Source organism: Pseudomonas sp. SWRI81 (genome assembly GCF_014268545.1).
Taxonomy (GTDB): domain Bacteria; phylum Pseudomonadota; class Gammaproteobacteria; order Pseudomonadales; family Pseudomonadaceae; genus Aquipseudomonas; species Aquipseudomonas hamedanensis.
Genome location: NZ_JABWQS010000010.1, coordinates 31,205 through 56,680 on the forward strand (window position 1 = coordinate 31,205; position 25,476 = coordinate 56,680).

The 25,476-nt window shown below is 60.0% G+C and carries 25 protein-coding genes, 1 other RNA gene and 1 pseudogene; 20 read left to right on the forward strand and 7 right to left on the reverse strand.

Translation table 11 applies throughout. The features are described from left to right. The first annotated feature begins 16 nt into the window (after positions 1 to 16). Together HU765_RS08900 and zapE are read left to right on the forward strand one after the other, a co-directional pair. Complete coding sequence (locus tag HU765_RS08900) at positions 17 to 1,372, forward strand: tryptophan--tRNA ligase (protein ID WP_186619805.1); 1,356 nt, start codon at positions 17 to 19, stop codon at positions 1,370 to 1,372. Between the two features lie 90 nt (positions 1,373 to 1,462). Continuing rightward, entirely contained in the window at positions 1,463 to 2,557 is a 1,095-nt protein-coding gene (gene zapE / locus HU765_RS08905; RefSeq protein ID WP_186548982.1) for a cell division protein ZapE, read from the forward strand. Between the two features lie 70 nt (positions 2,558 to 2,627). Here zapE and HU765_RS27080 read toward each other — a convergent pair. Both HU765_RS27080 and HU765_RS08910 read right to left on the reverse strand, forming a co-directional pair. Next, positions 2,628 to 2,717, reverse strand: a pseudogene (locus tag HU765_RS27080) (metal ABC transporter ATP-binding protein); the annotation flags it as partial. A 24-nt stretch (positions 2,718 to 2,741) separates the two neighbouring features. After that, positions 2,742 to 3,638, reverse strand: coding sequence for a GlxA family transcriptional regulator (locus tag HU765_RS08910; protein WP_186549152.1), 897 nt, complete (start codon positions 3,636 to 3,638; stop codon positions 2,742 to 2,744). A 251-nt stretch (positions 3,639 to 3,889) separates the two neighbouring features. Here HU765_RS08910 and HU765_RS08915 point away from each other — a divergent pair, with 251 nt between their 5' ends. After that, complete coding sequence (locus tag HU765_RS08915; protein ID WP_186548984.1) at positions 3,890 to 5,026, forward strand: acyl-CoA dehydrogenase family protein; 1,137 nt, start codon at positions 3,890 to 3,892, stop codon at positions 5,024 to 5,026. A gap of 159 nt (positions 5,027 to 5,185) precedes the next feature. Here the strand turns inward: HU765_RS08915 and HU765_RS08920 are convergent, their stop codons facing one another. Further along, on the reverse strand, positions 5,186 to 6,226 hold the full coding sequence (locus HU765_RS08920; protein ID WP_186619806.1) for an NADP(H)-dependent aldo-keto reductase: 1,041 nt from the start codon (positions 6,224 to 6,226) through the stop codon (positions 5,186 to 5,188). Between the two features lie 244 nt (positions 6,227 to 6,470). On the opposite strand from HU765_RS08920, the gene rplM reads away from it, so the two are divergent. The 7 genes from rplM (at position 6,471) to HU765_RS08955 (ending at position 11,356) form a co-directional block, all read left to right on the forward strand. After that, on the forward strand, positions 6,471 to 6,899 hold the full coding sequence (gene rplM, locus HU765_RS08925; RefSeq protein WP_007917032.1) for a 50S ribosomal protein L13: 429 nt from the start codon (positions 6,471 to 6,473) through the stop codon (positions 6,897 to 6,899). 14 nt (positions 6,900 to 6,913) lie between these two features. Further along, a complete protein-coding gene (rpsI, locus tag HU765_RS08930; RefSeq protein WP_003228056.1) occupies positions 6,914 to 7,306 on the forward strand; it encodes a 30S ribosomal protein S9 in 393 nt (130 codons plus the stop codon). Between the two features lie 272 nt (positions 7,307 to 7,578). After that, on the forward strand, positions 7,579 to 8,172 hold the full coding sequence (petA, locus tag HU765_RS08935; protein WP_007917031.1) for a ubiquinol-cytochrome c reductase iron-sulfur subunit: 594 nt from the start codon (positions 7,579 to 7,581) through the stop codon (positions 8,170 to 8,172). Continuing rightward, on the forward strand, positions 8,172 to 9,383 hold the full coding sequence (locus HU765_RS08940; RefSeq protein WP_186548989.1) for a cytochrome bc complex cytochrome b subunit: 1,212 nt from the start codon (positions 8,172 to 8,174) through the stop codon (positions 9,381 to 9,383). Before petA ends, HU765_RS08940 begins: the two co-directional genes overlap by 1 nt. Then, positions 9,383 to 10,165: a cytochrome c1 gene (locus HU765_RS08945; protein WP_186619807.1), complete on the forward strand. Its 783-nt coding sequence runs from the start codon at positions 9,383 to 9,385 to the stop codon at positions 10,163 to 10,165. The genes HU765_RS08940 and HU765_RS08945 overlap by 1 nt, the downstream gene beginning before the upstream one ends. A 146-nt stretch (positions 10,166 to 10,311) precedes the next feature. Next, positions 10,312 to 10,929: a glutathione S-transferase N-terminal domain-containing protein gene (locus tag HU765_RS08950; RefSeq protein WP_186530436.1), complete on the forward strand. Its 618-nt coding sequence runs from the start codon at positions 10,312 to 10,314 to the stop codon at positions 10,927 to 10,929. A 16-nt stretch (positions 10,930 to 10,945) separates the two neighbouring features. Beyond that, entirely contained in the window at positions 10,946 to 11,356 is a 411-nt protein-coding gene (locus tag HU765_RS08955; protein WP_186619808.1) for a ClpXP protease specificity-enhancing factor, read from the forward strand. Positions 11,357 to 11,432: 76 nt separating this feature from the next. Here HU765_RS08955 and HU765_RS08960 read toward each other — a convergent pair whose 3' ends face one another. The 4 genes from HU765_RS08960 to HU765_RS08975 all read right to left on the reverse strand — a co-directional run bounded on the left by HU765_RS08960 (position 11,433) and on the right by HU765_RS08975 (position 14,879). After that, the gene (locus tag HU765_RS08960) at positions 11,433 to 12,011 is read right to left on the reverse strand and encodes a BON domain-containing protein (protein WP_186548995.1); all 579 of its coding nucleotides are present in this window, start codon (positions 12,009 to 12,011) and stop codon (positions 11,433 to 11,435) included. Next, complete coding sequence (locus HU765_RS08965) at positions 12,008 to 12,601, reverse strand: phosphoheptose isomerase (protein WP_008082788.1); 594 nt, start codon at positions 12,599 to 12,601, stop codon at positions 12,008 to 12,010. The genes HU765_RS08960 and HU765_RS08965 overlap by 4 nt, the downstream gene beginning before the upstream one ends. A 104-nt stretch (positions 12,602 to 12,705) precedes the next feature. Then, the gene (locus tag HU765_RS08970) at positions 12,706 to 13,068 is read right to left on the reverse strand and encodes a YraN family protein (RefSeq protein WP_186548997.1); all 363 of its coding nucleotides are present in this window, start codon (positions 13,066 to 13,068) and stop codon (positions 12,706 to 12,708) included. After that, entirely contained in the window at positions 13,068 to 14,879 is a 1,812-nt protein-coding gene (locus tag HU765_RS08975) for a penicillin-binding protein activator (protein WP_186619809.1), read from the reverse strand. Before HU765_RS08975 ends, HU765_RS08970 begins: the two co-directional genes overlap by 1 nt. Positions 14,880 to 15,056: 177 nt before the next feature. Here HU765_RS08975 and rsmI point away from each other — a divergent pair, with 177 nt between their 5' ends. The 10 genes from rsmI (at position 15,057) to murD (ending at position 25,475) form a co-directional block, all read left to right on the forward strand. Next, positions 15,057 to 15,962 carry a 16S rRNA (cytidine(1402)-2'-O)-methyltransferase gene (gene rsmI, locus HU765_RS08980; RefSeq protein WP_186619810.1) on the forward strand — a complete coding sequence of 302 codons (906 nt, stop codon included), beginning with the start codon at positions 15,057 to 15,059 and terminating at the stop codon, positions 15,960 to 15,962. A 73-nt stretch (positions 15,963 to 16,035) separates the two neighbouring features. Further along, positions 16,036 to 16,389, forward strand: an RNA gene (rnpB, locus tag HU765_RS08985) — RNase P RNA component class A. Between the two features lie 400 nt (positions 16,390 to 16,789). Beyond that, entirely contained in the window at positions 16,790 to 17,245 is a 456-nt protein-coding gene (gene mraZ / locus HU765_RS08990; protein WP_122590036.1) for a division/cell wall cluster transcriptional repressor MraZ, read from the forward strand. Positions 17,246 to 17,247: 2 nt separating this feature from the next. Then, positions 17,248 to 18,189, forward strand: coding sequence for a 16S rRNA (cytosine(1402)-N(4))-methyltransferase RsmH (gene rsmH / locus HU765_RS08995; RefSeq protein WP_186619894.1), 942 nt, complete (start codon positions 17,248 to 17,250; stop codon positions 18,187 to 18,189). Next, entirely contained in the window at positions 18,186 to 18,479 is a 294-nt protein-coding gene (gene ftsL / locus HU765_RS09000; RefSeq protein WP_095123194.1) for a cell division protein FtsL, read from the forward strand. The genes rsmH and ftsL overlap by 4 nt, the downstream gene beginning before the upstream one ends. Beyond that, complete coding sequence (locus HU765_RS09005) at positions 18,479 to 20,218, forward strand: penicillin-binding protein 2 (protein WP_186619895.1); 1,740 nt, start codon at positions 18,479 to 18,481, stop codon at positions 20,216 to 20,218. The genes ftsL and HU765_RS09005 overlap by 1 nt, the downstream gene beginning before the upstream one ends. Then, a complete protein-coding gene (locus HU765_RS09010) occupies positions 20,218 to 21,681 on the forward strand; it encodes a UDP-N-acetylmuramoyl-L-alanyl-D-glutamate--2,6-diaminopimelate ligase (protein ID WP_186619811.1) in 1,464 nt (487 codons plus the stop codon). Before HU765_RS09005 ends, HU765_RS09010 begins: the two co-directional genes overlap by 1 nt. Next, entirely contained in the window at positions 21,674 to 23,041 is a 1,368-nt protein-coding gene (murF, locus tag HU765_RS09015; RefSeq protein WP_186619812.1) for a UDP-N-acetylmuramoyl-tripeptide--D-alanyl-D-alanine ligase, read from the forward strand. Before HU765_RS09010 ends, murF begins: the two co-directional genes overlap by 8 nt. Beyond that, positions 23,041 to 24,123 (forward strand): phospho-N-acetylmuramoyl-pentapeptide-transferase, encoded by a 1,083-nt coding sequence (gene mraY, locus HU765_RS09020; RefSeq protein ID WP_126366224.1) that lies wholly within the window; start codon positions 23,041 to 23,043, stop codon positions 24,121 to 24,123. The genes murF and mraY overlap by 1 nt, the downstream gene beginning before the upstream one ends. Before the next feature lie 5 nt (positions 24,124 to 24,128). Continuing rightward, positions 24,129 to 25,475 (forward strand): UDP-N-acetylmuramoyl-L-alanine--D-glutamate ligase, encoded by a 1,347-nt coding sequence (gene murD / locus HU765_RS09025; RefSeq protein ID WP_186619813.1) that lies wholly within the window; start codon positions 24,129 to 24,131, stop codon positions 25,473 to 25,475. Position 25,476 lies beyond the last annotated feature (1 nt).

The following is a 25,476-nucleotide window of genomic DNA, read 5'->3' on the forward strand; positions in this document are numbered from 1 at the left end:
TGACAAGCGATTACCCATGACCAACCGTACCCGCATTCTCACCGGCATCACCACCACCGGCACGCCGCATTTGGGCAACTACGCCGGCGCCATCCGCCCGGCGATTCTCGCCAGCCGCGACAGCAATGCCGACTCGTTCTACTTCCTGGCCGACTACCACGCCCTGATCAAATGCGATGACCCGCTGCGCATCCAGCGCTCGCGTCTGGAAATCGCCGCGACCTGGCTGGCCGGTGGCCTCGATGTCGATCGCGTGACCTTCTACCGCCAGTCGGATATCCCGGAAATCCCCGAGTTGACCTGGCTGCTGACCTGCGTTGCCGCCAAGGGCCTGCTCAACCGTGCGCATGCCTACAAGGCCTCGGTGGACAAGAACGTTGAAACCGGTGAAGACCCGGATGCCGGTATCACCATGGGCCTCTACAGCTACCCGGTGTTGATGGCGGCGGACATTCTGATGTTCAACGCGCACAAGGTGCCGGTTGGTCGCGATCAGATTCAGCACGTCGAGATGGCGCGTGACATTGGCCAGCGCTTCAACCATCTGTTCGGCCAGGGCAAGGAGTTCTTCACCATGCCTGAAGCGCTGATCGAGGAAAGCGTGGCGACCTTGCCGGGCCTTGACGGTCGCAAGATGTCCAAGAGCTACGACAACACCATCCCGTTGTTCTCCAGGGCAAAGGAGATGAAGGACGCGATCTCGCGGATCGTCACCGATTCCAAGGCCCCGGGCGAAGCGAAAGATCCGGATAACTCGCACCTGTTCACTCTGTTCCAGGCCTTCGCCACTGCGGCGCAGTCCGACGAGTTCCGCAGCGAACTGCTCGGCGGTCTGGGCTGGGGCGAGGCAAAGAATCGCCTGTTCCAGTTGCTCGATAACCAATTGGGCGAGGCTCGCGAGAAGTATCACCAGTTGATCGAGCGTCCGGCGGATCTGGAAGATATCCTGCAACACGGTGCGAAAAAGGCCCGCGCGGTGGCGACGCCGTTCCTCAACGAACTGCGCGAAGCCGTTGGCCTGCGATCTTTCGTCAATCAGGTGCAGGTCGCCGCGACCACCAAAAAGAAAGCCGCGAAAGCCGCGCGTTTCGTCAGCTTCCGTGAAGACGATGGCAGCTTCCGTTTCCGTCTGCTGGCGGCCGATGGCGAGCAACTGCTCCTGTCGCGCAACTTCGCCGACGGCAAAACTGCCGGGCAGGCGACCAAGCAACTGCAATCCGGGCAACCTTTGGACGTACGCAGCGAAGGCCTGAATTTCAGTGTCTGGCTGGAAGGCGAGTGCATCGGCGACAGCCCGGTTTTCGCCGACGCTGACGCGCGTGACGCCGCCATCGAGGCGCTGCGCATCGCCCTGACCCCGGCTCAGGACTAAACGGCGGCACGACCCGACCAAGGGCCGATTGCCATTCCCACAGGCCGTCGCTACAGTGACGGCCCGTTTTTGTTGCCTTGCTAACGAATTATGACGCCCCTAGAACGATATCAAGCTGATCTGAAACGCCCGGATTTCTTCCATGACGCCGCGCAGGAAACGGCTGTGCGTCACTTGCAGCGTCTTTACGACGACTTGATCGCCGCCGACCAGAACAAGCCGGGCCTGCTGAGCAAGCTGTTCGGCAAAAAAGATCAGGCGCCGGTCAAGGGCCTGTATTTCTGGGGCGGCGTCGGTCGCGGCAAGACTTACCTGGTCGACACCTTCTTCGAAGCGCTGCCGTTCAAGGAAAAGACTCGCACCCACTTCCACCGTTTCATGAAGCGTGTGCACGAAGAGATGAAAACCCTCGGCGGCGAGAAAAACCCGCTGACCATCATCGCCAAGCGTTTTGCCGCCGAGTCGCGGGTGATCTGCTTCGATGAATTCTTTGTCTCCGACATCACCGACGCGATGATCCTCGGCACGCTGATGGAAGAGCTGTTCAAGAACGGCGTGACCCTCGTCGCGACTTCGAACATCGTCCCGGACGGTCTGTACAAGGATGGCCTGCAACGCGCGCGCTTCTTGCCGGCCATCGCGCTGATCAAGCAGAACACCGAGATCGTCAACGTCGACAGCGGCGTCGACTACCGTCTGCGTCACCTCGAGCAAGCGGAGCTGTTCCACTATCCGCTCGACGAAGCCGCTCACGAAAGCCTGCGCAAGAGCTTCCGCGCGCTGACGCCGGAGTGCACCGCTGCCGTCGAGAATGACGTGCTGATCATCGAAAACCGCGAAATTCGCGCGTTGCGCACCTGCGATGACGTGGCCTGGTTCGACTTCCGCGAATTGTGCGACGGTCCACGCAGCCAGAACGACTACATCGAGCTGGGCAAGATCTTCCACGCCGTGCTGCTCAGCGGCGTCGAGCAGATGAGCGTCACCACCGACGACATCGCCCGTCGCTTCATCAACATGGTCGACGAGTTCTACGATCGCAACGTCAAGCTGATCATTTCCGCTGAAGTCGAGCTGAAGGATCTGTACACCGGCGGACGCCTGAACTTCGAGTTCCAGCGCACGCTGAGCCGTTTGCTGGAGATGCAATCGCACGAGTTTCTGTCTCGGGCGCACAAGCCTTAAACAGATTCGACAAATAAAAAAGGCCTGCGATTGCAGGCACTTTTTTATATTTTGAATTCACCTCAAAACCCTGTGGGAGCGAGCTTGCTCGCGAAAGCGGTGTGTCATTCAGTGTTGAATTCGACTGATGCACTGCCTTCGCGAGCAAGCCCGCTCCCACAGGGGATCTCTGTGTAGTTCGAAACTAGGCAGCCTGCTGAAACTGCTGCCGATACTGGTTCGGCGACAGTTCAGTGTGCTGGCGGAACAGCCGCGCAAAGAAGCTCGCATCGTCGTAACCGACTTCATAACTGATGGTCTTGATGCTCTTGCGCGTGCCGGACAACAAACCCTTGGCCGTCTCGATGCGCAGTCGTTGCAGGTAGTGCAGTGGCTTGTCACCGGTGGCGGTCTGGAAGCGGCGCATAAAGTTGCGGATGCTCATGCCATGCTCGCGGGCGACGTCTTCGAAGCGGAATTTGTCGGCGAAATGCTCTTCGAGCCAGTGCTGGATCTGCAGGATGATCACGTCCTGGTGCAGTTTCTGCCCGCCGAAACCGATGCGGCCCGGCGAATAGCTGCGCTGCACTTCGTAAAGGATGTCGCGGGCCACGGCTTGCGCCACGTTCGAGCCGCAGAAGCGTTCGATCAGATAAATGTACAGGTCGCAGGCCGAGGTGGTGCCGCCCGCGCAGTAAAGATTGTCGGCATCGGTGAGGTGCTTGTCCTGATTCAGGTACACCTTGGGGAAGCGTTCGGCGAAGGCGTTGAAGAAGCGCCAGTAGGTGGTGGCTTCCTTACCGTTGAGCAACCCGGCCTCGGCCAGCCAGAACACTCCGGTCGCTTCGCCGCATAGCACCGCGCCGCGCGCGTGTTGTTCGCGCAGCCACGGCAGGACTTGGGGGTAACGGGCGCACAGCGTATCGAAATCGTCCCAGAACGCCGGGAGGATGATCACATCGGCGTTTTCCAGGCCGCCATCGACCGGCATGATCACATCGCTGAAGCTTTTCACCGGTTTGCCATCGGGACTGACCAGGCGCGTTTCGAATGCCGGTGTCAGGCCATGGCCCAGTTGCTTGCCATAACGCAGGCTGGCCACATGGAAAAAATCCTTGGCTTGCATGAGGGTGTAAGCGAATACCCGGTCAATGGCCAGGATGCTGACGCGCCGCAGGGGCGGGGAGACTTGCTTGGACATAATTCAACTTTTTGTTTTGTTTTTATAAGGGAAAGTGGTCACCAGACGGCTGGATCGTCTTATTTTTTGTCGGATGTGTCCAGTGTCCTGTAGCACAAGCCAGGCTTAGTCTCTGAAGGTCGTATTCCTTCAACAAGAAAGACAGGTGCCGCATGATCCCCAGAACCTTGTTCAGCCCCGAGCACGAATTGTTTCGCGACAGCGTACGAACATTCCTCGAAAAAGAGGCGGTGCCGTTCCACGGGCAATGGGAAAAGCAGGGGCATATCGATCGCCAGCTCTGGAACAAGGCGGGGGAGGCGGGGATGCTCTGCTCGCATTTGCCGGAGGAGTACGGCGGGCTGGGCGCGGATTTCCTGTACAGCACCGTGGTGATTGAAGAGGTCGGTCGCCTGGGCTTGACCGGTATCGGTTTTTCGCTGCACTCGGATATCGTCGCGCCGTACATCCTGCATTACGGCAGCGAGGCGCTGAAGCACAAATACCTGCCGAAACTGGTTTCCGGGGAGATGGTCACCGCCATTGCCATGACCGAGCCGGGCGCCGGATCCGACTTGCAAGGGGTGAAAACCACGGCGGTGCTGGACGGTGACGAGTACGTGATCAACGGTTCGAAAACTTTTATCACCAACGGCTTTCTCGCCGACTTGGTGATCGTGGTGGCCAAGACCGACCCGAAGGCCGGCGCCAAGGGCACCAGCCTGTTTCTGGTGGAGGCGAATACGCCCGGCTTCGAGAAGGGCAAACGCCTGGAGAAAGTCGGAATGAAGGCGCAGGACACGTCGGAATTATTCTTTCAGGACGTGCGCGTGCCGAAGGAAAACCTGTTGGGGCAGGCGGGAGCCGGGTTTGCCTACCTGATGCAGGAATTACCGCAAGAGCGCCTGACGGTGGCCATCGGCGGGTTGGCCTCGGCGGAAGCGGCGTTGCAATGGACGCTGGATTACACCCGTGATCGCAAGGCGTTCGGCAAGGCGATTGCCGACTTTCAGAACACCCGATTCAAATTGGCCGAGATGGCTACAGAGATTCAGATCGGCCGGGTCTTCGTCGACCGCTGCCTGGAACTGCATCTGCAAGGCAAACTCGACGTGCCGACGGCGGCGATGGCCAAATATTGGGGTACAGACTTGCAATGCAAGGTGCTCGACGAATGCGTGCAACTGCATGGCGGCTACGGCTTCATGTGGGAATACCCGGTGGCCCGGGCGTGGGCGGACGCACGGGTGCAGCGAATTTATGCCGGCACCAATGAAATCATGAAGGAGATTATTGCGCGGTCGCTTTGATGATCGTTCCCACGCGCAGCACAGGAATGCCGCCGGGGACGCTCCGCGTTCCGCTGTTGAGGTGATCTGACTGGCCTCTTCGCGAGCAGGCTCACTCCTACAGGGGAGCGCATTCCAAATGTAGGAGTGAGCCTGCTCGCGATCGGTTTTATGGATCAATCAGGGGGCAGGATTCGGATGATCCTTGTGAATCGCCTCGATCCCGGCCAGCACTTCATCGGAAAGCTTCAGGTCAAAACTGGCAATGTTGCTGTCCAGCTGTTCCAGCGTTGTCGCGCCAATGATGTTGCTGGTCACGAACGGTTGCTGCGTAACAAACGCCAGAGCCATTTGCGCCGGATCCAGGCCGTGTTCACGGGCCAGCGCGACATAACGGCTGCATGCCGCTTCCGATTGCGCGTTGAAATAGCGGCTGAAGCGGCTGTAGAGGCTCAGGCGGCCTTTCGGTGGGCGGGCTCCGCCTTCGTACTTGCCCGACAGGAAGCCGAACGCCAGTGGTGAATAGGCGAGCAGGCCGCATTGTTCACGGATGGCGATTTCCGCCAGTCCGATTTCAAAGCTGCGGTTGAGCAGGTTGTACGGGTTCTGGATCGACACCGCCCGGGGCCAGCCACGGGCTTCAGCCAGGGCGAGAAAACGCATGGTGCCCCACGGCGTCTCGTTGGACAGACCGATATGGCGGATCTTGCCGGCCTTCACTTGTTCATCGAGGGCTTCGAGGGTGTCTTCGAGCGGGGTGAGGTTGGCTTCGACCTTGTGCTTGTAGCCCAGCTGTCCGAAAAAGTTGGTGCTGCGCTCCGGCCAGTGCAACTGGTACAGGTCGATGTAATCGGTCTGCAGGCGCTTGAGGCTGGCGTCCAGCGCTTCGGTGATGTGCTGGCGGTTGTGGCGCAGGTTCTTGTCGCGGATGTAATCGATGGTGTTGCCGGGACCGGCGATCTTGCTGGCGAGAATCCAGTCGGCACGGTCGCCGCGGCTTTTGAAGTAATTGCCGATGTAACGCTCGGTGGTGGCGTAGGTTTCGGCTTTCGGCGGCACCGGGTACATCTCGGCGGTGTCGAGGAAATTGATCCCGGCCTCTTTGGCCCGTTCGATCTGGGCGAAGGCTTCAGCTTCAGTGTTTTGCTCGCCCCAGGTCATGGTGCCGAGGCAGATTGCACTCACGTTCAGGTCGGTACGGCCTAGCTGGCGATAGTCCATCGGGTGCTCCTTGGGCAAAACAATCATAAAAGCAGGTTGAAAAATTTTTCGCAATCTGCATAATTGCCGACCTCTTTCTGCAGTGGAAGTGATGCGCCGCCGCCGAAGAATCTTGCCGTTGAACGGACGCGCCGACCCGAGCCCCCGAAAGCGTCTGTATCCGGCTGCCTTTGACTTGTCAAAGTACGCACTATTCAGTAAGATCCGCCGTCTAATTTACAGGCGGCCCCTGAGGCTATAAAGAATGAAAACTTTTACTGCTAAACCGGAAACAGTAAAGCGCGACTGGTTTGTCGTCGACGCTGCTGGTCAGACCCTGGGTCGTCTGGCCACCGAAATCGCGAGCCGTCTGCGTGGCAAGCACAAGCCTGAGTACACTCCTCACGTTGACACCGGCGACTACATCGTCGTCATCAACGCCGAGCAGATCCGTGTTACCGGCGCTAAAACCACTGACAAAATGTACTACTCCCACTCCGGTTTCCCGGGCGGCATCAAGTCGATCAACTTTGAAAAACTGATCGCCAAAGCCCCTGAGCGCGTGATCGAGACCGCGGTTAAAGGCATGCTGCCTAAAAACCCGCTGGGTCGCGACATGTACCGTAAGCTGAAAGTCTATGCGGGCGCTGCACACCCTCATACTGCTCAGCAGCCCCAAGAACTGAAGTTTTAACGGAATAGTACATTATGTCGGCGACTCAAAATTACGGCACTGGCCGTCGCAAGACCGCAACCGCACGCGTTTTCCTGCGTCCGGGTACTGGTAACATCTCCATCAACAACCGTTCGCTGGATAACTTCTTCGGCCGCGAAACTGCCCGCATGGTAGTTCGTCAGCCGCTGGAGCTGACCGAGACTGTCGAGAAATTCGACATCTACGTCACCGTGATCGGCGGTGGTGTAAGTGGTCAGGCTGGCGCAATCCGCCACGGCATCACTCGCGCTCTGATGGACTACGACGAAACCCTGCGTAGCGCTCTGCGCAAAGCTGGCTTCGTTACCCGCGACGCCCGTGAAGTTGAACGTAAGAAAGTGGGTCTGCGTAAAGCGCGTAAGCGTCCGCAGTACTCGAAGCGTTAATTCCGCTTCCACGTTCAAAAAAGAACGCCCGATTCCTCACGGAAGCGGGCGTTTTTTTATGCCTGCGATTTATCAAAGAATTGCGTTGTGACAACTTGCCACATCCGTAGACCCCCTATACTCCAAGGCTTGAGGGGGTTAGCCCCGGGTAATTAACCTTGTCAGAATTGGGGGTTTTCATTACCATTCGGGCAAAATTTTTATAAGTAACATTTGATTTATTTAGTAGACGCCTGATTTAACAGGCCAAAAAGCTGATGGGAGAGGACTGAATGAGCAATGACGGCGTGAATGCAGGCCGGCGTCGCTTCTTGGTAGCAGCCACATCCGTGGTGGGTGCTGCAGGAGCGGTGGGGGCTGCGGTCCCGTTCGTGGGGTCATGGTTTCCCAGTGCCAAGGCGAAAGCCGCCGGTGCACCGGTGAAAGTGAATGTCAGCAAAATCGAGCCAGGACAGCAGATGATTGCTGAATGGCGCGGCCAGCCGGTATTCATTGTCCGCCGTACCGAGGAAATCCTGGGGAATCTCAAGAAGATCGAAGGCCAGCTCTCCGATCCGACTTCCAAAAACTCCACGCAACCCACCTATGTCGACCCTGAAGTGCGCTCGATCAAGCCGGAAATTCTGCTGCTGATCGGGATCTGTACGCACCTGGGTTGCTCACCGACTTTCCGTCCCGAAGTGGCACCTGCGGATCTGGGCAAAGACTGGGTAGGCGGGTATTTCTGCCCGTGCCACGGTTCCCATTACGATCTGGCTGGCCGCGTCTACAAGTCGCAACCTGCGCCTTTGAACCTGCCAGTTCCCCCGCATTCCTATGAGACCGATGACCTGATTGTCATCGGCGTCGATACGGAGAAAGCGTGATGAGCAAGTTCATGGATTGGGTTGATGCGCGCTTTCCCGCGACCAAAATGTGGGAAGACCATCTCAGCAAATATTACGCGCCAAAAAACTTCAACTTCTTCTACTTCTTTGGCTCCCTGGCGCTGCTGGTGCTGGTCAACCAGATCGTCACCGGTGTCTGGTTGACGATGAGCTACACGCCGTCGGCAGAAGAAGCGTTCGCCTCCGTCGAATACATCATGCGTGACGTCGAATACGGCTCGATCCTGCGGCTGCTGCACTCGACCGGCGCCTCGGCGTTCTTCATCGTGGTCTATCTGCATATGTTCCGTGGCCTGCTTTACGGTTCGTACCAGAAGCCGCGCGAGTTGGTTTGGGTGTTCGGCATGCTGATTTATCTGGCGCTGATGGCCGAAGCGTTCATGGGTTACCTGCTGCCGTGGGGGCAAATGTCCTACTGGGGCGCGCAGGTGATCATCTCGCTGTTCGGCGCGATTCCGCTGATCGGCGATGACCTGACCCAGTGGATTCGTGGTGACTACCTGATCTCCGGAATCACCCTGAACCGCTTCTTTGCCTTGCACGTCGTGGCGCTGCCGATCGTGATTCTCGGACTGGTGGTGTTGCACATTCTGGCGCTGCACGAAGTGGGTTCGAACAACCCTGACGGCGTCGACATCAAGAAGCACAAGGACGAAAACGGCATCCCGCTGGACGGCATCGCCTTCCACCCGTACTACACGGTGAAAGACATTGTCGGCGTCGTAGTGTTCCTGTTCATCTTCTGCTTCATTGTGTTCTTCTTCCCGGAAATGGGTGGCTATTTCCTCGAAAAACCCAACTTTGAGCCGGCTAACCCGTTCAAGACGCCTGAGCATATCGCCCCGGTCTGGTACTTCACACCGTTCTACGCAATCCTGCGCGCGGTGCCGGATAAGCTCCTTGGCGTTATCGCCATGGGCGCGGCGATTGCCGTGCTGTTTGTGCTGCCTTGGCTGGATCGCAGTCCGGTCAAGTCGATGCGCTACAAAGGCTGGCTAAGCAAAATCTGGCTGGTGGTGTTTTGCATTTCGTTCGTGATCCTCGGCGTTCTGGGCGTGCTCGCCCCGACACCGGGCCGCACGTTGTTGTCGCAGGTCTGCACCTTCCTGTACTTCGCCTACTTCATTCTGATGCCGTTCTACACCCGGCTCGAGAAGACCAAACCGGTTCCGGAAAGGGTGACTGGCTGATGAAAAAGTTATTTTTTGCTCTGATTTTTGCTGCGCTGCCTTCCCTCACTTTTGCTGCCGGGGGCCACGGTCCGGAACTGGAAAGTGTCGACATCGACGTCTCCGACAAAGCCGCCCTGCAGGATGGTGCGCGGACCTTTGCCAACTATTGCATGGGGTGCCACAGCGCCAAGTTCCAGCGTTACGAGCGCGTCGCCGATGACCTCGGCATCCCGCACGAGTTGATGCTGGAGAAGCTGGTATTCACCGGTGCCAAGATCGGCGATCACATGAATATCGGCATGCAGCCGAACGACGCCAAGACCTGGTTCGGTGCGGCGCCACCGGACCTGACTCTGGTGGCTCGCGTGCGTGGCACCGACTGGTTGTACGGTTACCTGAAGTCGTTCTACGAAGACCCGGCACGTCCATGGGGCGTGAACAACAAGGTCTTCCCGAACGTCGGCATGCCTAACGTGCTGGTCGGCCTGCAGGGTCGTCAGGTCATCGGTTGCAAACAGGTGCAGATCGTTGAGGACGGCAAGAAGCAATATGATCCGCTGACCGGCACGCCGCTGACCCATGAAGCGTGCGATCAGTTGACCATCGTGCCGAAATCCGGTGCTCTGAACGAAGAGCAGTTCGATGAGAAGGTCAAGAATCTGGTAACCTTCCTGGCTTACTCGGCTAACCCGGTTAAGCTGCAACATCAGCGCATCGGTACTTATGTCTTGCTGTACCTGGCGTTCTTCTTTGTGTTCGCCTACCTGCTCAAGCGTGAATACTGGAAAGACGTGCACTGATACGCTTCAAGCATTGCTGTTAATCGCGCGCGCCCAAGGGCGCCTCCGCTAAAGCAGGGTCTGCTCAGTCAGACCCTGTGGGAGGTGCCCTCTGGGCGCGCGCGTTTTTCCGGTTCCGACAATTTCAACAAGCGAGGAGGATCGCCATGGGCGTGACCAATCGGTTGGCCTGTTACTCCGACCCCGCCGACCACTATTCCCACCGAGTGCGCATCGTGCTTGCAGAGAAGGGTGTCAGCGCAGAGATCATTTATGTGGAAGCTGGTCGTCAGCCGCCTAAACTGATTGAAGTGAACCCTTACGGCAGTCTGCCCACGCTGGTCGATCGTGACCTGGCGTTGTGGGAGTCGACCGTGGTGATGGAATATCTGGATGAGCGTTACCCGCACCCGCCGCTGCTGCCGGTTTATCCGGTGGCGCGGGCCAATAGCCGTCTGCTGATTCACAGGATTCAGCGTGACTGGTGCGGGCTGGTGGATCTGATTCTGGATCCTAAAAGCAAAGAGGCCGCGCGGGTCGTGGCACGCAAGGAATTGCGCGAAAGCCTGACGGGCGTTTCGCCGCTGTTTGCCGACAAACCGTTCTTCCTCAGTGAGGAACAAAGTCTGGTGGATTGCTGCCTATTACCCATACTCTGGCGTTTGCCGATTATGGGTATTGAACTGCCGCGGCCGGCCAAGCCGCTGCTTGATTATATGGAGCGCCAGTTTGCGCGTGAGGCATTCCAGGCGAGTCTGTCTGGTGTCGAACGCGATATGCGCTAAGGCTTAAGGAGCCGCTATGAACTCCAGTCGACCTTATCTGGTCCGCGCGCTCTACGAGTGGATTGTGGATAACGATTGCACCCCGCACATGCTGGTCAATGCCGAGTACCCGGCAGTGCAGGTGCCGCAGGGTTTCGCCAGCGACGGGCAGATTGTCCTGAACATCTCGCCCAGTGCCGTGCGTCATCTGCACATGGACAACGACGTGGTGACCTTTGAAGGTCGCTTCGGTGGTGTCCCGCACAGCCTGTACGTGCCGATCAGTGCGATCCTGGGTATCTACGCCCGGGAGAATGGTCAGGGTATGGTGTTTGATCTCGAGTCGCCGCTGGACGACGAGGAAGAGATCGACCCGGACGATCTGCCGCCACCCGACAGAGAGCCACCGCGGCCAAGCGGCCGGCCAAGCTTGAAGGTTGTGAAGTAATAAAAAAGGCGATCCGAATGGATCGCCTTTTTTATTACGTAGGAGCTGACGAGTGCACAGCTCCTGCGTAATCAGGTCAGTCGATGTACTCGAACAGCTTCACGATTTTCTGCACGCCGGAAACGCCCTGAACCAGATTGGTCGCCTGGGCGGCTTCCTGTTTGGTCAGCAGGCCCAGCAGGTAGACGATGCCGTTTTCGGTAATGACTTTGATGCGCGAGCCAGGAATGCTGGCGTCGGTGAGCATCTGCGTCTTGATCTTGGTGGTCAGCCACGCGTCGTTCTGGCGGGCCAGCAAGGAGGATGGTTGCAGCACTTGCAGCTCATTGTGCACCTTCTTCACGCGCTGGACGTTGGCGGCAGCCTGTTCCGCCTTGGCCTTGAGGTCTTCGCGCGGGGTCTGACCGGCCAGCAGCACGACGCCGTTGAAGCTGGTGACGACAATGTGCGAATCGTTATCCAGGGCCGGATCGGCCTTCGCCACGTTCACACCGACTTTGGTTTCGATCAACGAATCGTCGATCTTGCTACCGAAGGTGCGCGTGCCGCGGTCGTCTTCGATCGGCGCTTCACGGCTGGCGTTCACCACCGAGGTGCAGCCGCTGATGCCGAGGCACAGGGTCAAGGCCAGAAGGCCAAGGCGATTAGGGGTCATTCTTCACTCCCGAACAGTTGGCTGTCGATCAGATCGCAGAGGCAATGGATCGCCAGCAAGTGGACTTCTTGAATACGTGCAGTGACATTGGCCGGTACGCGAATCTCGACGTCCTCGGGCAACAGCAGCGACGCCATGCCGCCGCCATCGCGTCCGGTCAAAGCTACGACAATCATTTCGCGATCATGTGCGGCCTGGATCGCTTGAATAATGTTCGCCGAGTTGCCGCTGGTCGAAATCGCCAGCAGGACATCGCCCGGCTGACCCAGTGCGCGAATCTGTTTGGAGAACACTTCGTTGTAGCTGTAGTCGTTGGCGATCGAGGTGATCGTCGAGGTGTCGGTGGTCAGGGCAATCGCCGGCAGGCTCGGGCGCTCGCGTTCGAAGCGGTTCAGCAGCTCCGAAGAAAAGTGCTGGGCGTCGCCGGCGGAGCCACCGTTGCCGCACGAAAGCATTTTGCCTTCGTTGAGCAGGGCGTTGACCATGATCTGGCTGGCTTGCTCGATGTGCGGTGCAAGTACGTCCATCGCCTGTTGCTTGGTGTCGATACTGGCCTGGAAAAGCTGGCGAATTCGGGATTGCATGTCCATCTGTGTGACCTTAAGTAGCGCGGCTGTCCGGCACATGAATGTGCAGCCCGCAAAGCAAAGAGCAAAATTTATCGGTGGGATTGTCCGGGACGCAGCGCAGACGATCAACTGTCGAAAGCATTCTGCAGCCAGTTCAACTGATCCGGATGGCTGTCGATGGCCACCACGTCGAAGCGGCAGGGGGCGTTGGCCCAACGCGATTCGCGCTGAAGAAAATACTGCGCAGCGAGAATCAGCTTCTGCTGCTTGCGCCCATCGATGCTAGCGAGCGCGCCACCCCATTGGGTGTCTTTTCTGTAACGAACTTCAACGAATACTACTGTATCGCCATCAAGCATGACCAGATCAAGCTCGCCGCGTTTGCATAACCAGTTCTGCGCCAGCAGGCGCAGACCGTGTTGTTGCAGATGCTCGAGCGCCTGGCGCTCGGCATCCTTGCCGCTTTGCGAGCGTGACCTGTCGGGCATCAGCGTGGGGTGTCCGGCAGGCGTTGAACCTGACCGCTGACGAACTGCGCCCAAGGCAACTGACGCACAACACGCTGGGTCTGGGTCATGCCGAGGCTGCCCGACTGACCTTCGATGCGGCTGTCCGGCAGGGCTTTGAGCTGGCCCAGGCGCGGTGCCAGGCGATACGCATCGGCGCCCATCGCATACAGGCGGCCGAGACTGCCGGCAGCCTGTGGCCATTGCGCGACGACTTGCTGGCGCAGCGGGTCGCTGGATTCAAGCAACCATGGGGTTTCGCAGAAGCGAATGCCGGCCATGTCGTTGTACTGGTTGACGTCGCCACTGGCGCTGTACACATGGGAGGTCGCATAGACCGGAACGTCACCGGCGTACTGGAAGTTCAGGGTTGGCTTGATCTGCTGGGCCTGTTGCGGCGTCGCGGCGAGGAAGATGAACTCGATGTCCTGGCGACGCGAAGGCTGCGCGGCAACGTTGGTGCCGGCGGCATTCTGCAGGCTCTTGGCGCGGGCTTCGCTCTGGCGCAGCTGGAACATGTCGGCGATCTGCTGGGCCAGTTGCACTGGCTGATCGACACGTTCGGTGGCAACGATGCTGCCACCATTGGCTTGCCAGTCCTGGCTGAACGCACGCAATACGCGGTCGCCCCATTCGCCTTTCGGCACCATGATCGCGGCGCGGTGCAGGCCGTCGGCGCGGGCGCGACGCGAGACTTCGCGGGCTTCGTCCTCCGCGGCAAGACCGAACTGGAACAGTTGCGCAGGGCCCTGATCGCCTTCGCTGTAGTTCAGCGCAAGGGTGGTGATCGGCAGTTGCGGTCGGGTGCTCAGTTGTTTGACCAAAGGTTTTTCCAGCGGACCGACCACCAGTTGCACACCGTCAGCCTGGGCCTTGCGGTAGAACTCATCCATCGAAGTCAGTTTCGAGCTGTCATAGAACTCGATGGCAGGCGGCTTTTGTCCGGCCTGTTGCGCCTGATAGTGCGCGGCCATGAAACCTTCGCGCAGCGCTTTGCCGACAGCGGCCAGTTGGCCGTCCTGTGGCAGCAGCAGGGCGATTTTGCTCAGCGGCTGGCTGGCCAGTTCCTTGAGTTTGGTCAGCGGCAGCGGCAGAGTGATTGCGGCCGGATGCTTTGGATTCTGCGCGCGCCAGGTGTCGATTGCGGCTTGCTGCTGTTCCAGCGTGCCGGCAGTTTTCACCGCTTGCGCCAGCGCCATCCAGCCACCGAGGTCATCGGTCGCGTTCGGTTGCAGTTGATCGGTCGGCAGTGAGGCGATCAGGGTCCAGATCGCTTCGTGGTTCTTGCCTGCGGCTTCGCCTTCGAGCATTGGCGCGATGAACACTCGCTCGCGTGCGGCGGCCAGGGTCTGGCCATCGGCTTCCAAGGCGCGGGCACGAACGGTGCCGGTGCGCACTTGCTGCTCTTCAGGCATCTCGCCCAATTGTTGCAGGCTTGGATGGCTCAGGGCGGTCAGCGCGGCTTTCGGCTGGTTGCGCGTCATCGCCAGTTCGGCGGACAGTGTGTTGGCGAAAATCTGCTGGCCGGGCTTGAGTTGCTCCATCGGCACTTGTTGCAGGATTTGCGCGGACTGCCCGGCGTTGCCCTGGCGATAAGCCAGGTCTGCCGCGCTCAGGCGCAACAGGGCGGCTTTTTCCGGGGTTTTCGCCTGGCCAGCCTGTTCGAGCAGCTGCTCGATGCTGGCGTCCGGGGTCCGTGGAAGTTCGCCAAGGCTGGAGGAAGGGGAGCTGGCACACGCCGCCAACAAGGCAGCGAGGCAGAGGGCAGTGAACAGCCGCAGGCAAGCGATCATGTAAGTGTTCCTGATACTCGATCAAATTAGCGTGGAATTGTACCCAAGCACTGGCCGGGGCGCGATGTTACTGGCGTGAATCGATCAATTTAGCTGGCGCAAAGGGTGTCGCGCCGCACAACGGCATGAAAAACCCGGGGCGGGTGAAGCGCATCGCAAGCTGCGTGACGCGCTACAATGGCCGCTTTTACCGATCACGAGGTGTGCGCTTTGACTGCTCCAGGTTCCCTGAATTCCGCTGCTGGCTCGCTTTATGTGGTGGCGACGCCCATCGGCAACCTGGACGACATCAGCGCCCGGGCCCTGAAAATCCTTCGTGAGGTGGCGCTGATTGCGGCCGAGGACACGCGTCACTCGGCGCGGCTGATGCAGCATTTCGGGATTTCCACGCCGCTGGCGGCTTGCCACGAACATAATGAACGAGATGAAGGTAGCCGTTTTATCACCCGTTTGCTGGCGGGCGATAACGTCGCGCTGATTTCCGATGCCGGTACGCCGCTGATTTCCGATCCGGGTTATCACCTGGTGCGTCAGGCCCGTGCTGCCGGAATCAATGTGGTGCCGGTGCCGGGCGCCTGTGCCCTGATCGCTGCACTGTCGGCGGCGGGGCTGCCGTCGGACCGTTTCATCTTTGAAGGTTTTCTGCCGGCCAAGTCGGTCGGGCGCAAGGCTCGGCTGGAGGCAGTAAAAGAAGAGCCGCGCACGCTGATTTTTTATGAGGCCCCGCACCGCATTCTCGAATGTTTGCAGGACATGGAAGCAGTGTTCGGTGGCGAGCGCCACGCGTTGCTGGCCCGAGAGATCACCAAAACCTTCGAAACGCTTAAAGGCCTGCCGCTGTCGCAGTTGCGTGAATTTGTCGAATCCGACAGCAATCAGCAGCGCGGCGAATGCGTGGTGCTGGTGGCTGGCTGGACCGCCCCGGAGTCTGAAGAGGCGGTCAGCAGCGAGGCGATGCGCATCCTTGACCTGTTGCTTGAAGAAATGCCACTCAAGCGCGCCGCCGCGTTGGCCGCGCAGATCACCGGTGAGCGCAAAAACGTGCTGTACCAGGTGGCGCTGGATAAACAGAAGGGCGAGTAACCCGTCGCGCAGACAGGTTTTGCGGCTATTAGCGCTTGTTCTTCAGGCGCGCTGCCGTTAACCTTCGCGGCGGAGAGTCGATCGGACAGTCGCTGCCCTCTATGAAAATTAGGGGGGGGAGGAAAGTCCGGGCTCCATAGGGCGAAGTGCCAGGTAATGCCTGGGAGGCGTGAGCCTACGGAAAGTGCCACAGAAAATAACCGCCTAAGCGCGCAAGCGCCGGTAAGGGTGAAAAGGTGCGGTAAGAGCGCACCGCACGACTGGCAACAGTTCGTGGCTAGGTAAACCCCACTTGGAGCAAGACCAAATAGGGTCCCAAGGCGTGGCCCGCGCTGGGACCGGGTAGGTTGCTAAAGATGTCCAGTGATGGCCATCGTAGACGAATGACTGTTCAAGACAGAACCCGGCTTACAGATCGACTCTCCACCTTTTTCTTTCCCTGCATGAAGCAAAGACCACAGGGCTGTGTAATATCGGCAGGCCTGCTCTGAAGTTCGGCAGCGGCAAACGCAGTAATAGCCATTTCCCACCTGCTTCAATCAACAGCAGAAGCGCTTTTGTAATACCGAAAAAATCTTACTCTTAACAAATTACTTTAACTTTCGAGCGCAGCTTTCAGTGCAGCCTCAAGTTATGGGTCAAAAGTCTCCGCCAGTATCCCGTTGCACCTCCTTTTAAGCTCCTAAATCTCCGTTCTGTAAGGGTTTTCCTTTAATCCGCGCCTTGACGGTGTGGTGGGCGCATTCCTATAGTGTGCGCAAGTGGCGGAAAGTGGCATGAAGTGGGTTTTTTGAGCTCAAAACGATAAAAATTGGAGAAACGCAGACGTGTTTCGCGGAGCTAACGCTATCAGTCTCGATGCAAAGGGCCGTCTCGCCATGCCGAGCCGGTACCGTGACGAGCTCGATTCGCGCAGTTCTGGCCAATTGATCGTGACCATTGATGCCGTTGATCCGTGTCTGTGTGTCTATCCGCTCGACGAGTGGGAAATTATTGAAACCAAGTTGCGCGCGCTCCCTTCGCTACGCGAAGAGAACCGTCGCCTGCAACGTTTGCTGATTGGTAATGCCGTCGACCTCGAGCTCGATGGCAGCGGTCGTTTCCTGGTTCCGCCGCGTCTGCGCGACTACGCCAAGCTGGATAAGCGCGCGATGCTGGTGGGCCAACTGAACAAGTTCCAATTGTGGGACGAGGATGCATGGAACGCGGTGTCTGCCGCTGACCTTGCTGCTATTCAACAACCGGGCGCGATGCCTGATGAACTGCGTGATTTGATCCTGTGACTATTGATAGCGGCTTTAACCACATCACCGTACTGCTTGACGAAGCCGTCGAGGCTCTCGCCGTACGTCCTGATGGCTGCTATCTGGACGGCACGTTCGGGCGCGGCGGGCACAGCCGGTTGATCCTCAGCCAGCTCGGGCCGGACGGTCGACTCATCGGATTCGACAAGGATCCACAAGCGATTGCCACCGGGCAAACGCTAGCGGCCGAAGACGGCCGCTTTGTCGTTGTGCAGCGCAGCTTTGCCGAGCTGGGTTCGGTGGTTGCCGAGCAAGGCCTGACCGGCAAGGTCAGCGGCATTCTGCTCGACCTGGGCGTGTCGTCGCCGCAGCTCGACGATGCCGAGCGCGGTTTCAGTTTCCTCAACGACGGTCCGCTGGACATGCGCATGGATCCGTCCCGTGGCATCAGCGCTGCCGAATTCGTCAACACCGCGCCGGCTGAAGAAATCGCCCGGGTGTTCAAGGAGTACGGCGAAGAGCGTTTCTCCGGGCGTATGGCCCGTGCCGTCGCCGAGCGTCGTGATATCAAGCCGTTCGAGCGCACTGCCGATCTGGCCGAAGTGTTGAAAGTCGCCAACCCGGCGTGGGAAAAGGGCAAGAACCCGGCCACCCGCGCATTCCAGGGTTTGCGCATTCACGTCAACAACGAACTGGGCGATCTGGAGGCCGGCCTCGAAGCCGCGCTCGAGGCTCTGGAAGTGGGCGGTCGTCTGGTGGTGATCAGCTTCCATTCGCTGGAAGACCGCATCGTCAAACTGTTCATGCGCAAGCTGGTGAAAGGCGAAGCCGACAACCTGCCGCGCAACCTGCCGGTTCGCCACGTCGCGTTCGAACCGAAAATCAAAATCCATGGCAAAGCGCAGACGGCCTCCGACGCCGAACTCAAGGCCAACCCACGTTCCCGTAGCGCCGTCATGCGCGTCGCGGAGAAGTTGCGGTGAGCAAGCTTTTCGCCAAGCCACTGCCCGGCGGCAGCTTTCTGATGCTGCTGCTGTTTGTCGGCGTGCTCGTATCGGCGATCGCCGTGTCTTACAGCGCGCACTGGAACCGGCAGTTGCTCAACACGCTTTATAACGAACTCAGCGTGCGCGACAAGGCGCAGGCCGAGTGGGGCCGGCTGATTCTCGAGCAAAGCACCTGGACCGCGCACAGTCGCATCGAAGTGCTCGCCACCGAACAATTGAAGATGCACATCCCTGGCGCGGCTGACGTGAAAATGGTGGCGCCATGATGAAACTCGAAGGCGCACTGTTCCCTTGGCGCTTCCGCCTGATGGTCGCACTGCTTGGCTTGATGGTCGCGGCGATCTGCTGGCGCATCATCGACCTGCAAGTGGTTGACCGTGACTTCCTCAAGGGACAGGGTGACGCGCGCAGCCTTCGCCACATCCCGATTCCGGCGCACCGTGGCCTGATCACCGACCGTAACGGTGAGCCGCTGGCCGTGAGTACGCCGGTGACCACGCTGTGGGCCAACGCCAAGGAAATGCAATCGGCCAAAGAGAAGTGGCCGGCACTCGCTGCTGCGCTGGGCCAGGACCCGAAGGCCCTGAGCGAACGCCTCGAAGCCCAGGCCAACAAAGAATTCATTTACCTGGTGCGCGGGCTGACCCCCGAGCAGGGCCAGTCCGTGCTCGACCTGAAAGTGCCGGGCGTCTATGGCATCGAAGAATTTCGCCGGTTCTATCCGGCCGGTGAAGTCACCGCGCACATGGTCGGTTTTACCGACATCGACGATCACGGTCGTGAAGGCGTCGAACTGGCCTATGACGAATGGCTGGCCGGGGTGCCGGGCAAACGACAAGTCATCAAGGATCGCCGTGGCCGGCTGATCAAGGATGTCCAGGTCACCAAAAACGCCAAGGCCGGCAAGCCCTTGGCGTTGTCGATTGACCTGCGTCTGCAATACCTGGCCAACCGCGAACTGCGCAACGCGATCATCGAGAACGGCGCCAAGGCCGGCAGCCTGGTGATCATGGACGTGAAGACTGGCGAGATCCTCGCCATGGTTAACCAGCCGACCTACAACCCGAACAACCGTCGCAACCTGCAACCGGCGATGATGCGTAACCGCGCGATGATCGACGTGTTCGAACCGGGTTCGACCATGAAAGCCATCTCCATGAGCGCCGCGATCGAAACCGGCCGCTGGAAGCCGACCGACACCGTCGAGGTGTATCCGGGCTCGCTGCAGATCGGCAAATACACCATTAAGGACGTGTCGAAATCCGAAGGCCCGGTCCTCGACCTGACCGGCATTCTGATCAATTCCAGTAACGTCGGCATGAGTAAGGTCGCCTTTGATATCGGCGGCGAAACCATTTTCCGTCTGGCGCAGAAAGTCGGCCTCGGCCAGGACACCGGTCTGGGCTTCCCGGGCGAGCGCGTTGGCAACCTGCCGAACTACCGCGAGTGGCGCAAGGCTGAAACCGCGACGCTGTCGTACGGCTACGGTATTTCCGTGACCGCGATCCAGCTGGTGCATGCGTTCTCGGCGCTGGCCAACAACGGTCGCCTCGCGCCGCTGACCCTGATCAAAACCGACAAGATGCCGCAGACCACGCAAGTGCTGCCCGAAGCCGTGGCGAAAACCATGCAAGGCATGCTGCAGCAAGTGATCGAAGCCCCGCGCGGCGTGTTCCGTGCGCAGGTGCCGGCGTATCACGTCGGCGGCAAGTCGGGTACGGCGCGCAAGACCTCGGTCGGCACCAAGGGCTATGCCGAGAATTCCTACCGCTCGCTGTTCGCCGGTTTCGGCCCGATGAGCGATCCGCGTTACGCCATTGTTGTCGTGATCGATGAACCGACAAAGGCCGGTTACTTCGGTGGTCTGGTCTCGGCGCCGGTGTTCAGCCGTGTGATGTCCGGCACCCTGCGTCTGATGAACGTGACCCCGGACAACCTGCCGACCACGCAGCAGGCCAATGCCACCCCGGTCGTTCCGCTGAAAGCCAATGGAGGGCGCGGCTGATGTCATTAAGTCTGAACAAGATATTCCCCCACGCCGGCCACGATCTGTTGATCCGTGAACTGGCGCTGGACAGCCGCAACGTGCGCGCCGGCGACCTGTTTCTCGCCGTGCCCGGCGGCAAGTTCGATGGCCGCGCGCACATCGCCGATGCCTTGCAACGCGGTGCTGCGGCAGTTGCTTATGAAGTGGAAGGCGCCACCGTGCTGCCGATTACCGACGTGCCACTGATTCCGGTCAAAGGCCTGGCGGCGCAGCTGTCCGACATTGCCGGGCGCTTTTACGGTGAGCCGAGCCATCACCTGAACCTGATCGGCGTCACCGGCACCAACGGCAAGACCAGCGTGACCCAACTGGTCGCGCAGGCGCTGGATCTGCTCGGCCAGCATTGCGGGATCGTCGGCACACTCGGTTCCGGCTTCTATGGCGCGCTGGAAAGCGGTCTGCACACCACGCCGAATCCGATCGCCGTGCAAGCGACCCTGGGCGACCTGAAAAAGGCCGGTGCCAAAGCCGTCGCCATGGAAGTGTCGTCCCACGGTCTGGATCAGGGCCGGGTGACAGCGCTGGCCTTCGACGTGGCAGTGATGACCAATCTGTCCCGCGATCATCTCGATTATCACGGCACCATGCAGGCGTACGCCGAGGCCAAGGCCAAGCTGTTTGCCTGGAATGACCTGAAGTGCCGAGTGGTCAACCTCGACGACGACTTCGGCCGGCAATTGGCGGCGGAAAAACGCGAGTCGCGTTTGATCACCTACAGCCTGCTCGACAGCAGTGCGTATCTGTATTGCCGCGAAGCACAGTTCGACGACCACGGCGTGCGCGCCACGCTGGTCACGCCGCAGGGTGAGCATCACCTGCGCAGCACATTGCTCGGGCGTTTCAACCTGAGCAACGTACTGGCCGCGGTCGGTGCCTTGCTCGGTCTGGATTACGCCCTCGACGAAATTCTCAAGGTGCTGCCGAAGCTCGAAGGCCCGGCCGGACGCATGCAGCGTCTGGGCGGCGGCACGCAACCGCTGGTGGTGGTCGATTACGCCCACACGCCGGATGCGCTGGAAAAAGTCCTGACCGCACTGCGCCCGCACGTCAAAGGCCAGCTGCTGTGCCTGTTCGGCTGCGGCGGCGATCGCGATCGCGGCAAGCGTCCGTTGATGGCCGAAGTGGTCGAGCGTCTGGCCGATCAAGTGTTGGTCACCGATGACAATCCGCGCACTGAAGACCCGGCAGTGATTTTCGACGACATCCGTGCCGGTTTCAGCGCTGTGGATAAAGTCACCTTCGTGGCCGGTCGCGGCCAGGCCATTGCGCAATTGATTGCCGGCGCGACCGCTGACGACGTCATTGTCCTCGCCGGCAAAGGTCACGAGGACTATCAGGAAATCAACGGCGTGCGCCATGCGTTTTCCGATCTGGTCGAGGCCGATCACGCCCTGACCGCGTGGGAGGTGGCCCATGCTTAAGGCCCTGACACTCAGCGAACTGACCAATGCACTCGACGCCCGCCTGATCGGCGACGATGCCAGTTTCAATGGCGTGAGCATCGACAGCCGCGCCATTCAGCCCGGCCAGCTGTTCATTGCCCTGACCGGCCCGCGTTTCGACGGGCATGACTATTTGAACGACGTCGCCGCGAAAGGCGCCGTGGCCGCACTGGTCGAGCGCGAAGTCGCCGACAGCGCGCTGCCGCAATTGCTGGTCAAGGACACCCGTCAGGCGCTGGGCCAGCTCGGCGCGCTGAACCGTGCCGCGTTTACTCAGCCAGTGGCGGCGGTGACCGGTTCCAGCGGCAAGACCACGGTCAAGGAAATGCTTGCGAGCATCCTGCGCACGCGCGGTCCGGTGCTGGCGACCCGTGGCAACCTGAACAACGACCTCGGCGTACCGCTGACCCTGATCGAACTGGCGCCGGAGCACACCTCGGCCGTGATCGAACTGGGCGCCTCGCGTCTGGGCGAGATCGCTTACACCGTCGGGCTGACCAAGCCGCACGTCGCGATCCTGAACAATGCCGGCACCGCCCACGTCGGTGAGTTTGGCGGTCCGGAAAAAATCGTCGAAGCCAAAGGCGAAATCATCGAAGGGCTGGCGGCCGATGGCATCGCCGTGCTCAACCTCGATGACAAGGCTTTTGCTATCTGGAAGGCCCGTGCAGCCGGTCGCCAGGTGCTGACCTTTGCCCTGAGCAACACCGAGGCGAATTTCCATGCCAGCGATCTGGCCACCGACGCCCGTGGTTGCCCGGCGTTCAATCTGCACACCCCTGAAGGCAGCGAGCGTGTGCAACTGAACCTGCTCGGTACCCATAACGTCGCCAACGCCATGGCCGCCGCCGCTGCCGCCCACGCCCTGGGCGTGTCGCTGTTCGGCATCGCCACCGGGCTGGGCGCTGTGCAACCGGTCAAGGGCCGCACCGTCGCGCAGCTGGCGAAAAATGGCATGCGCGTGATCGATGACACTTACAACGCAAACCCCACCTCGATGTGCGCGGCCGTTGATATACTCGCCGGCTTTTCCGGCCGCACCGTCCTGGTGCTCGGGGATATCGGCGAGTTGGGCGACTGGGCGGAGCAGGGGCACCGCGACGTGGGCGAATACGCCCGAGGCAAGGTTTCCGCGCTTTATGCCGTCGGACCCAACATGGTTCACGCCGTAAACGCATTCGGTGAACAGGCGCATCACTTCGGCAGCCAAGCCGAACTGATCCAGGCCCTCGACGCCGAGCAGGACACAAACACCACCATTTTGATCAAGGGTTCGCGCAGTGCAGCGATGGAAAACATCGTTGCGGCTCTGTGCGGGTCCAGTCTGGAGAAACATTAATGCTGCTGCTGCTAGCGGAGTATCTGCAACAGTTCCACAAAGGCTTCGCGGTCTTTCAGTACCTGACCCTGCGCGGGATCCTCGGTGTGCTGACCGCGCTGGTCTTGTCGCTGTGCTATGGCCCGTGGATGATCCGCACGTTGCAGAATCGTCAGATCGGCCAGTCCGTTCGCAATGACGGCCCGCAATCGCACCTGTCCAAATCCGGCACGCCGACCATGGGTGGCGCGCTGATTCTGTCGTCGATTGGTGTCAGCACGCTGCTCTGGGCAGACCTGAGCAACCGTTACGTCTGGGTGGTGCTGTTGGTGACCCTGCTGTTCGGCGCCATCGGCTGGGTCGACGATTACCGCAAAGTCATCGAGAAGAACTCCCGCGGCTTGCCGAGCCGCTGGAAGTATTTCTGGCAGTCGGTGTTCGGCCTCGGCGCGGCAATCTTCCTTTATATGACTGCTTCCACGCCGGTGGAAACCACGCTGATTCTGCCGATGCTCAAGGACTACAGCATCCCGCTGGGCGCCGGTTTTATCGTGCTGACCTATTTTGTGATCGTCGGCTCGAGCAACGCGGTCAACCTGACTGACGGTCTCGACGGTCTGGCAATCATGCCGACGGTGATGGTCGGCGGTGGCCTGGGCATTTTCTGCTACCTGTCGGGTAACGTGAAATTCGCCGAATACCTGTTGATTCCTTACGTGCCGGGCGCGGGCGAGCTGATCGTGTTCTGCGGCGCGCTGATCGGTGCCGGCCTCGGCTTTCTCTGGTTCAACACTTACCCAGCGCAAGTGTTCATGGGCGACGTCGGTGCCCTGGCACTAGGCGCGGCACTGGGCACCATCGCGGTGATCGTCCGTCAGGAAATCGTCCTGTTCATCATGGGCGGCGTGTTCGTGATGGAAACCCTGTCCGTGGTCATTCAGGTTGCCTCATTCAAACTGACCGGTCGCCGTGTGTTCCGCATGGCGCCGATTCACCACCACTTTGAACTCAAGGGCTGGCCCGAGCCGCGTGTGATTGTCCGTTTCTGGATCATCACCGTGATTCTCGTCCTGGTCGGCCTTGCCACCCTGAAGCTGAGGTAGAACGAGTGTCTCTGATCGCTTCTGACCACTTCCGCATCGTTGTCGGCCTCGGCAAGAGCGGCATGTCCCTGGTTCGCTTCCTGGCGAACCGGGGCACGTCGTTTGCCGTGGCCGACACGCGGGAAAATCCACCGGAACTGGCCACGCTCAAGCGTGACTATCCGCACGTGGAAGTGCGTTGTGGCGAGCTGGACGTCGAATTCCTCTGCCGTGCCGACGAGCTCTACGTGAGCCCCGGCCTGGCGCTGGCGACCCCGGCCCTGCAAGCCGCCGCGGCCCGTGGCGTGAAACTGTCCGGCGACATCGAACTGTTCGCGCGTAACGCGCGGGCGCCGATCGTCGCCATCAGCGGTTCCAACGCGAAAAGCACCGTGACCACCCTGGTTGGCGAGATGGCGGCTGCGGCCGGCAAGCGCGTGGCCGTCGGCGGTAACCTCGGCACCCCGGCGCTGGACCTGCTCAGCGATGACATCGAGCTGTACGTGATGGAGCTGTCGAGTTTTCAACTGGAGACCACCGACCAGCTCAACGCCGAAGTCGCCACCGTGCTGAACATCAGCGAAGACCACATGGATCGCTACAGCGGTCTGCCGGCGTACCACCTGGCCAAGCACCGGATCTTCCGCGGCGCCAGGCAGTTCGTGGTCAACCGTCAGGATGCGTTGACCCGGCCGCTGATGGGCGAGGGCCAGCCATGCTGGACCTTCGGCCTGACCAAACCGGATTTCAAAGCCTTCGGTATCCGCGAAGAAGACGGCGAGAAGTATCTGGCCTTTGAATTCCAGAACCTGATGCCGGTGCGCGAGCTGAAGATTCGCGGTGCGCACAACCAGGCCAACGCCCTCGCGGCGCTGGCGCTGGGTCATGCTGTCGGCCTGCCGTTCGATGCCATGCTCTCGGCGCTGCGCACCTTTGCCGGTCTCGAACATCGCTGCCAGTGGGTGCGCGATCTTGACGGCGTGGCGTATTACAACGATTCCAAAGCCACCAACGTTGGCGCCGCACTGGCCGCCATCGAAGGCCTCGGCGCGGACATCGACGGCAAGGTCATTCTGATCGCCGGCGGTGATGGCAAGGGCGCCGAGTTCAAGGATCTGCGCGATCCGGTGGCGGCCCACTGCCGCGCCGTGGTGCTGATGGGCCGTGACAGCGACAAGATCGGTGAGGCCATCGGTGATGCCGTGCCACTGATTCGCGCGTCCTCGCTGGTCGACGCCGTCGCGCAATGCCGCGCCGCCGCCCAACCGGGTGATGTGGTGCTGTTGTCGCCGGCCTGCGCCAGTTTCGACATGTTCAAGAATTACGAAGACCGTGGTCACCAGTTCGTCCGCGCTGTGGAGGAATTGGCATGAA

Excerpts from the sequence above, each read along its gene's own strand:
- murF (WP_186619812.1), top strand. The coding sequence starts at position 21,674 with ATGCTTAAGGCCCTGACACTCAGCGAACTGACCAATGCACTCGACGCC.
- HU765_RS08945 (WP_186619807.1), top strand. The coding sequence starts at position 9,383 with ATGAAAAAGTTATTTTTTGCTCTGATTTTTGCTGCGCTGCCTTCCCTC.
- HU765_RS08900 (WP_186619805.1), top strand. The coding sequence starts at position 17 with ATGACCAACCGTACCCGCATTCTCACCGGCATCACCACCACCGGCACG.
- rplM (WP_007917032.1), top strand. The coding sequence starts at position 6,471 with ATGAAAACTTTTACTGCTAAACCGGAAACAGTAAAGCGCGACTGGTTT.
- rpsI (WP_003228056.1), top strand. The coding sequence starts at position 6,914 with ATGTCGGCGACTCAAAATTACGGCACTGGCCGTCGCAAGACCGCAACC.
- rsmI (WP_186619810.1), top strand. The coding sequence starts at position 15,057 with ATGGCCGCTTTTACCGATCACGAGGTGTGCGCTTTGACTGCTCCAGGT.
- HU765_RS08920 (WP_186619806.1), bottom strand. The coding sequence starts at position 6,226 with ATGGACTATCGCCAGCTAGGCCGTACCGACCTGAACGTGAGTGCAATC.
- HU765_RS09010 (WP_186619811.1), top strand. The coding sequence starts at position 20,218 with ATGTCATTAAGTCTGAACAAGATATTCCCCCACGCCGGCCACGATCTG.
- zapE (WP_186548982.1), top strand. The coding sequence starts at position 1,463 with ATGACGCCCCTAGAACGATATCAAGCTGATCTGAAACGCCCGGATTTC.
- HU765_RS08970 (WP_186548997.1), bottom strand. The coding sequence starts at position 13,068 with ATGCCCGACAGGTCACGCTCGCAAAGCGGCAAGGATGCCGAGCGCCAG.
- HU765_RS08950 (WP_186530436.1), top strand. The coding sequence starts at position 10,312 with ATGGGCGTGACCAATCGGTTGGCCTGTTACTCCGACCCCGCCGACCAC.
- HU765_RS08940 (WP_186548989.1), top strand. The coding sequence starts at position 8,172 with ATGAGCAAGTTCATGGATTGGGTTGATGCGCGCTTTCCCGCGACCAAA.
- HU765_RS08960 (WP_186548995.1), bottom strand. The coding sequence starts at position 12,011 with ATGACCCCTAATCGCCTTGGCCTTCTGGCCTTGACCCTGTGCCTCGGC.
- petA (WP_007917031.1), top strand. The coding sequence starts at position 7,579 with ATGAGCAATGACGGCGTGAATGCAGGCCGGCGTCGCTTCTTGGTAGCA.
- HU765_RS09005 (WP_186619895.1), top strand. The coding sequence starts at position 18,479 with ATGAAACTCGAAGGCGCACTGTTCCCTTGGCGCTTCCGCCTGATGGTC.
- HU765_RS08965 (WP_008082788.1), bottom strand. The coding sequence starts at position 12,601 with ATGGACATGCAATCCCGAATTCGCCAGCTTTTCCAGGCCAGTATCGAC.
- HU765_RS08955 (WP_186619808.1), top strand. The coding sequence starts at position 10,946 with ATGAACTCCAGTCGACCTTATCTGGTCCGCGCGCTCTACGAGTGGATT.
- HU765_RS08975 (WP_186619809.1), bottom strand. The coding sequence starts at position 14,879 with ATGATCGCTTGCCTGCGGCTGTTCACTGCCCTCTGCCTCGCTGCCTTG.
- mraY (WP_126366224.1), top strand. The coding sequence starts at position 23,041 with ATGCTGCTGCTGCTAGCGGAGTATCTGCAACAGTTCCACAAAGGCTTC.
- HU765_RS08915 (WP_186548984.1), top strand. The coding sequence starts at position 3,890 with ATGATCCCCAGAACCTTGTTCAGCCCCGAGCACGAATTGTTTCGCGAC.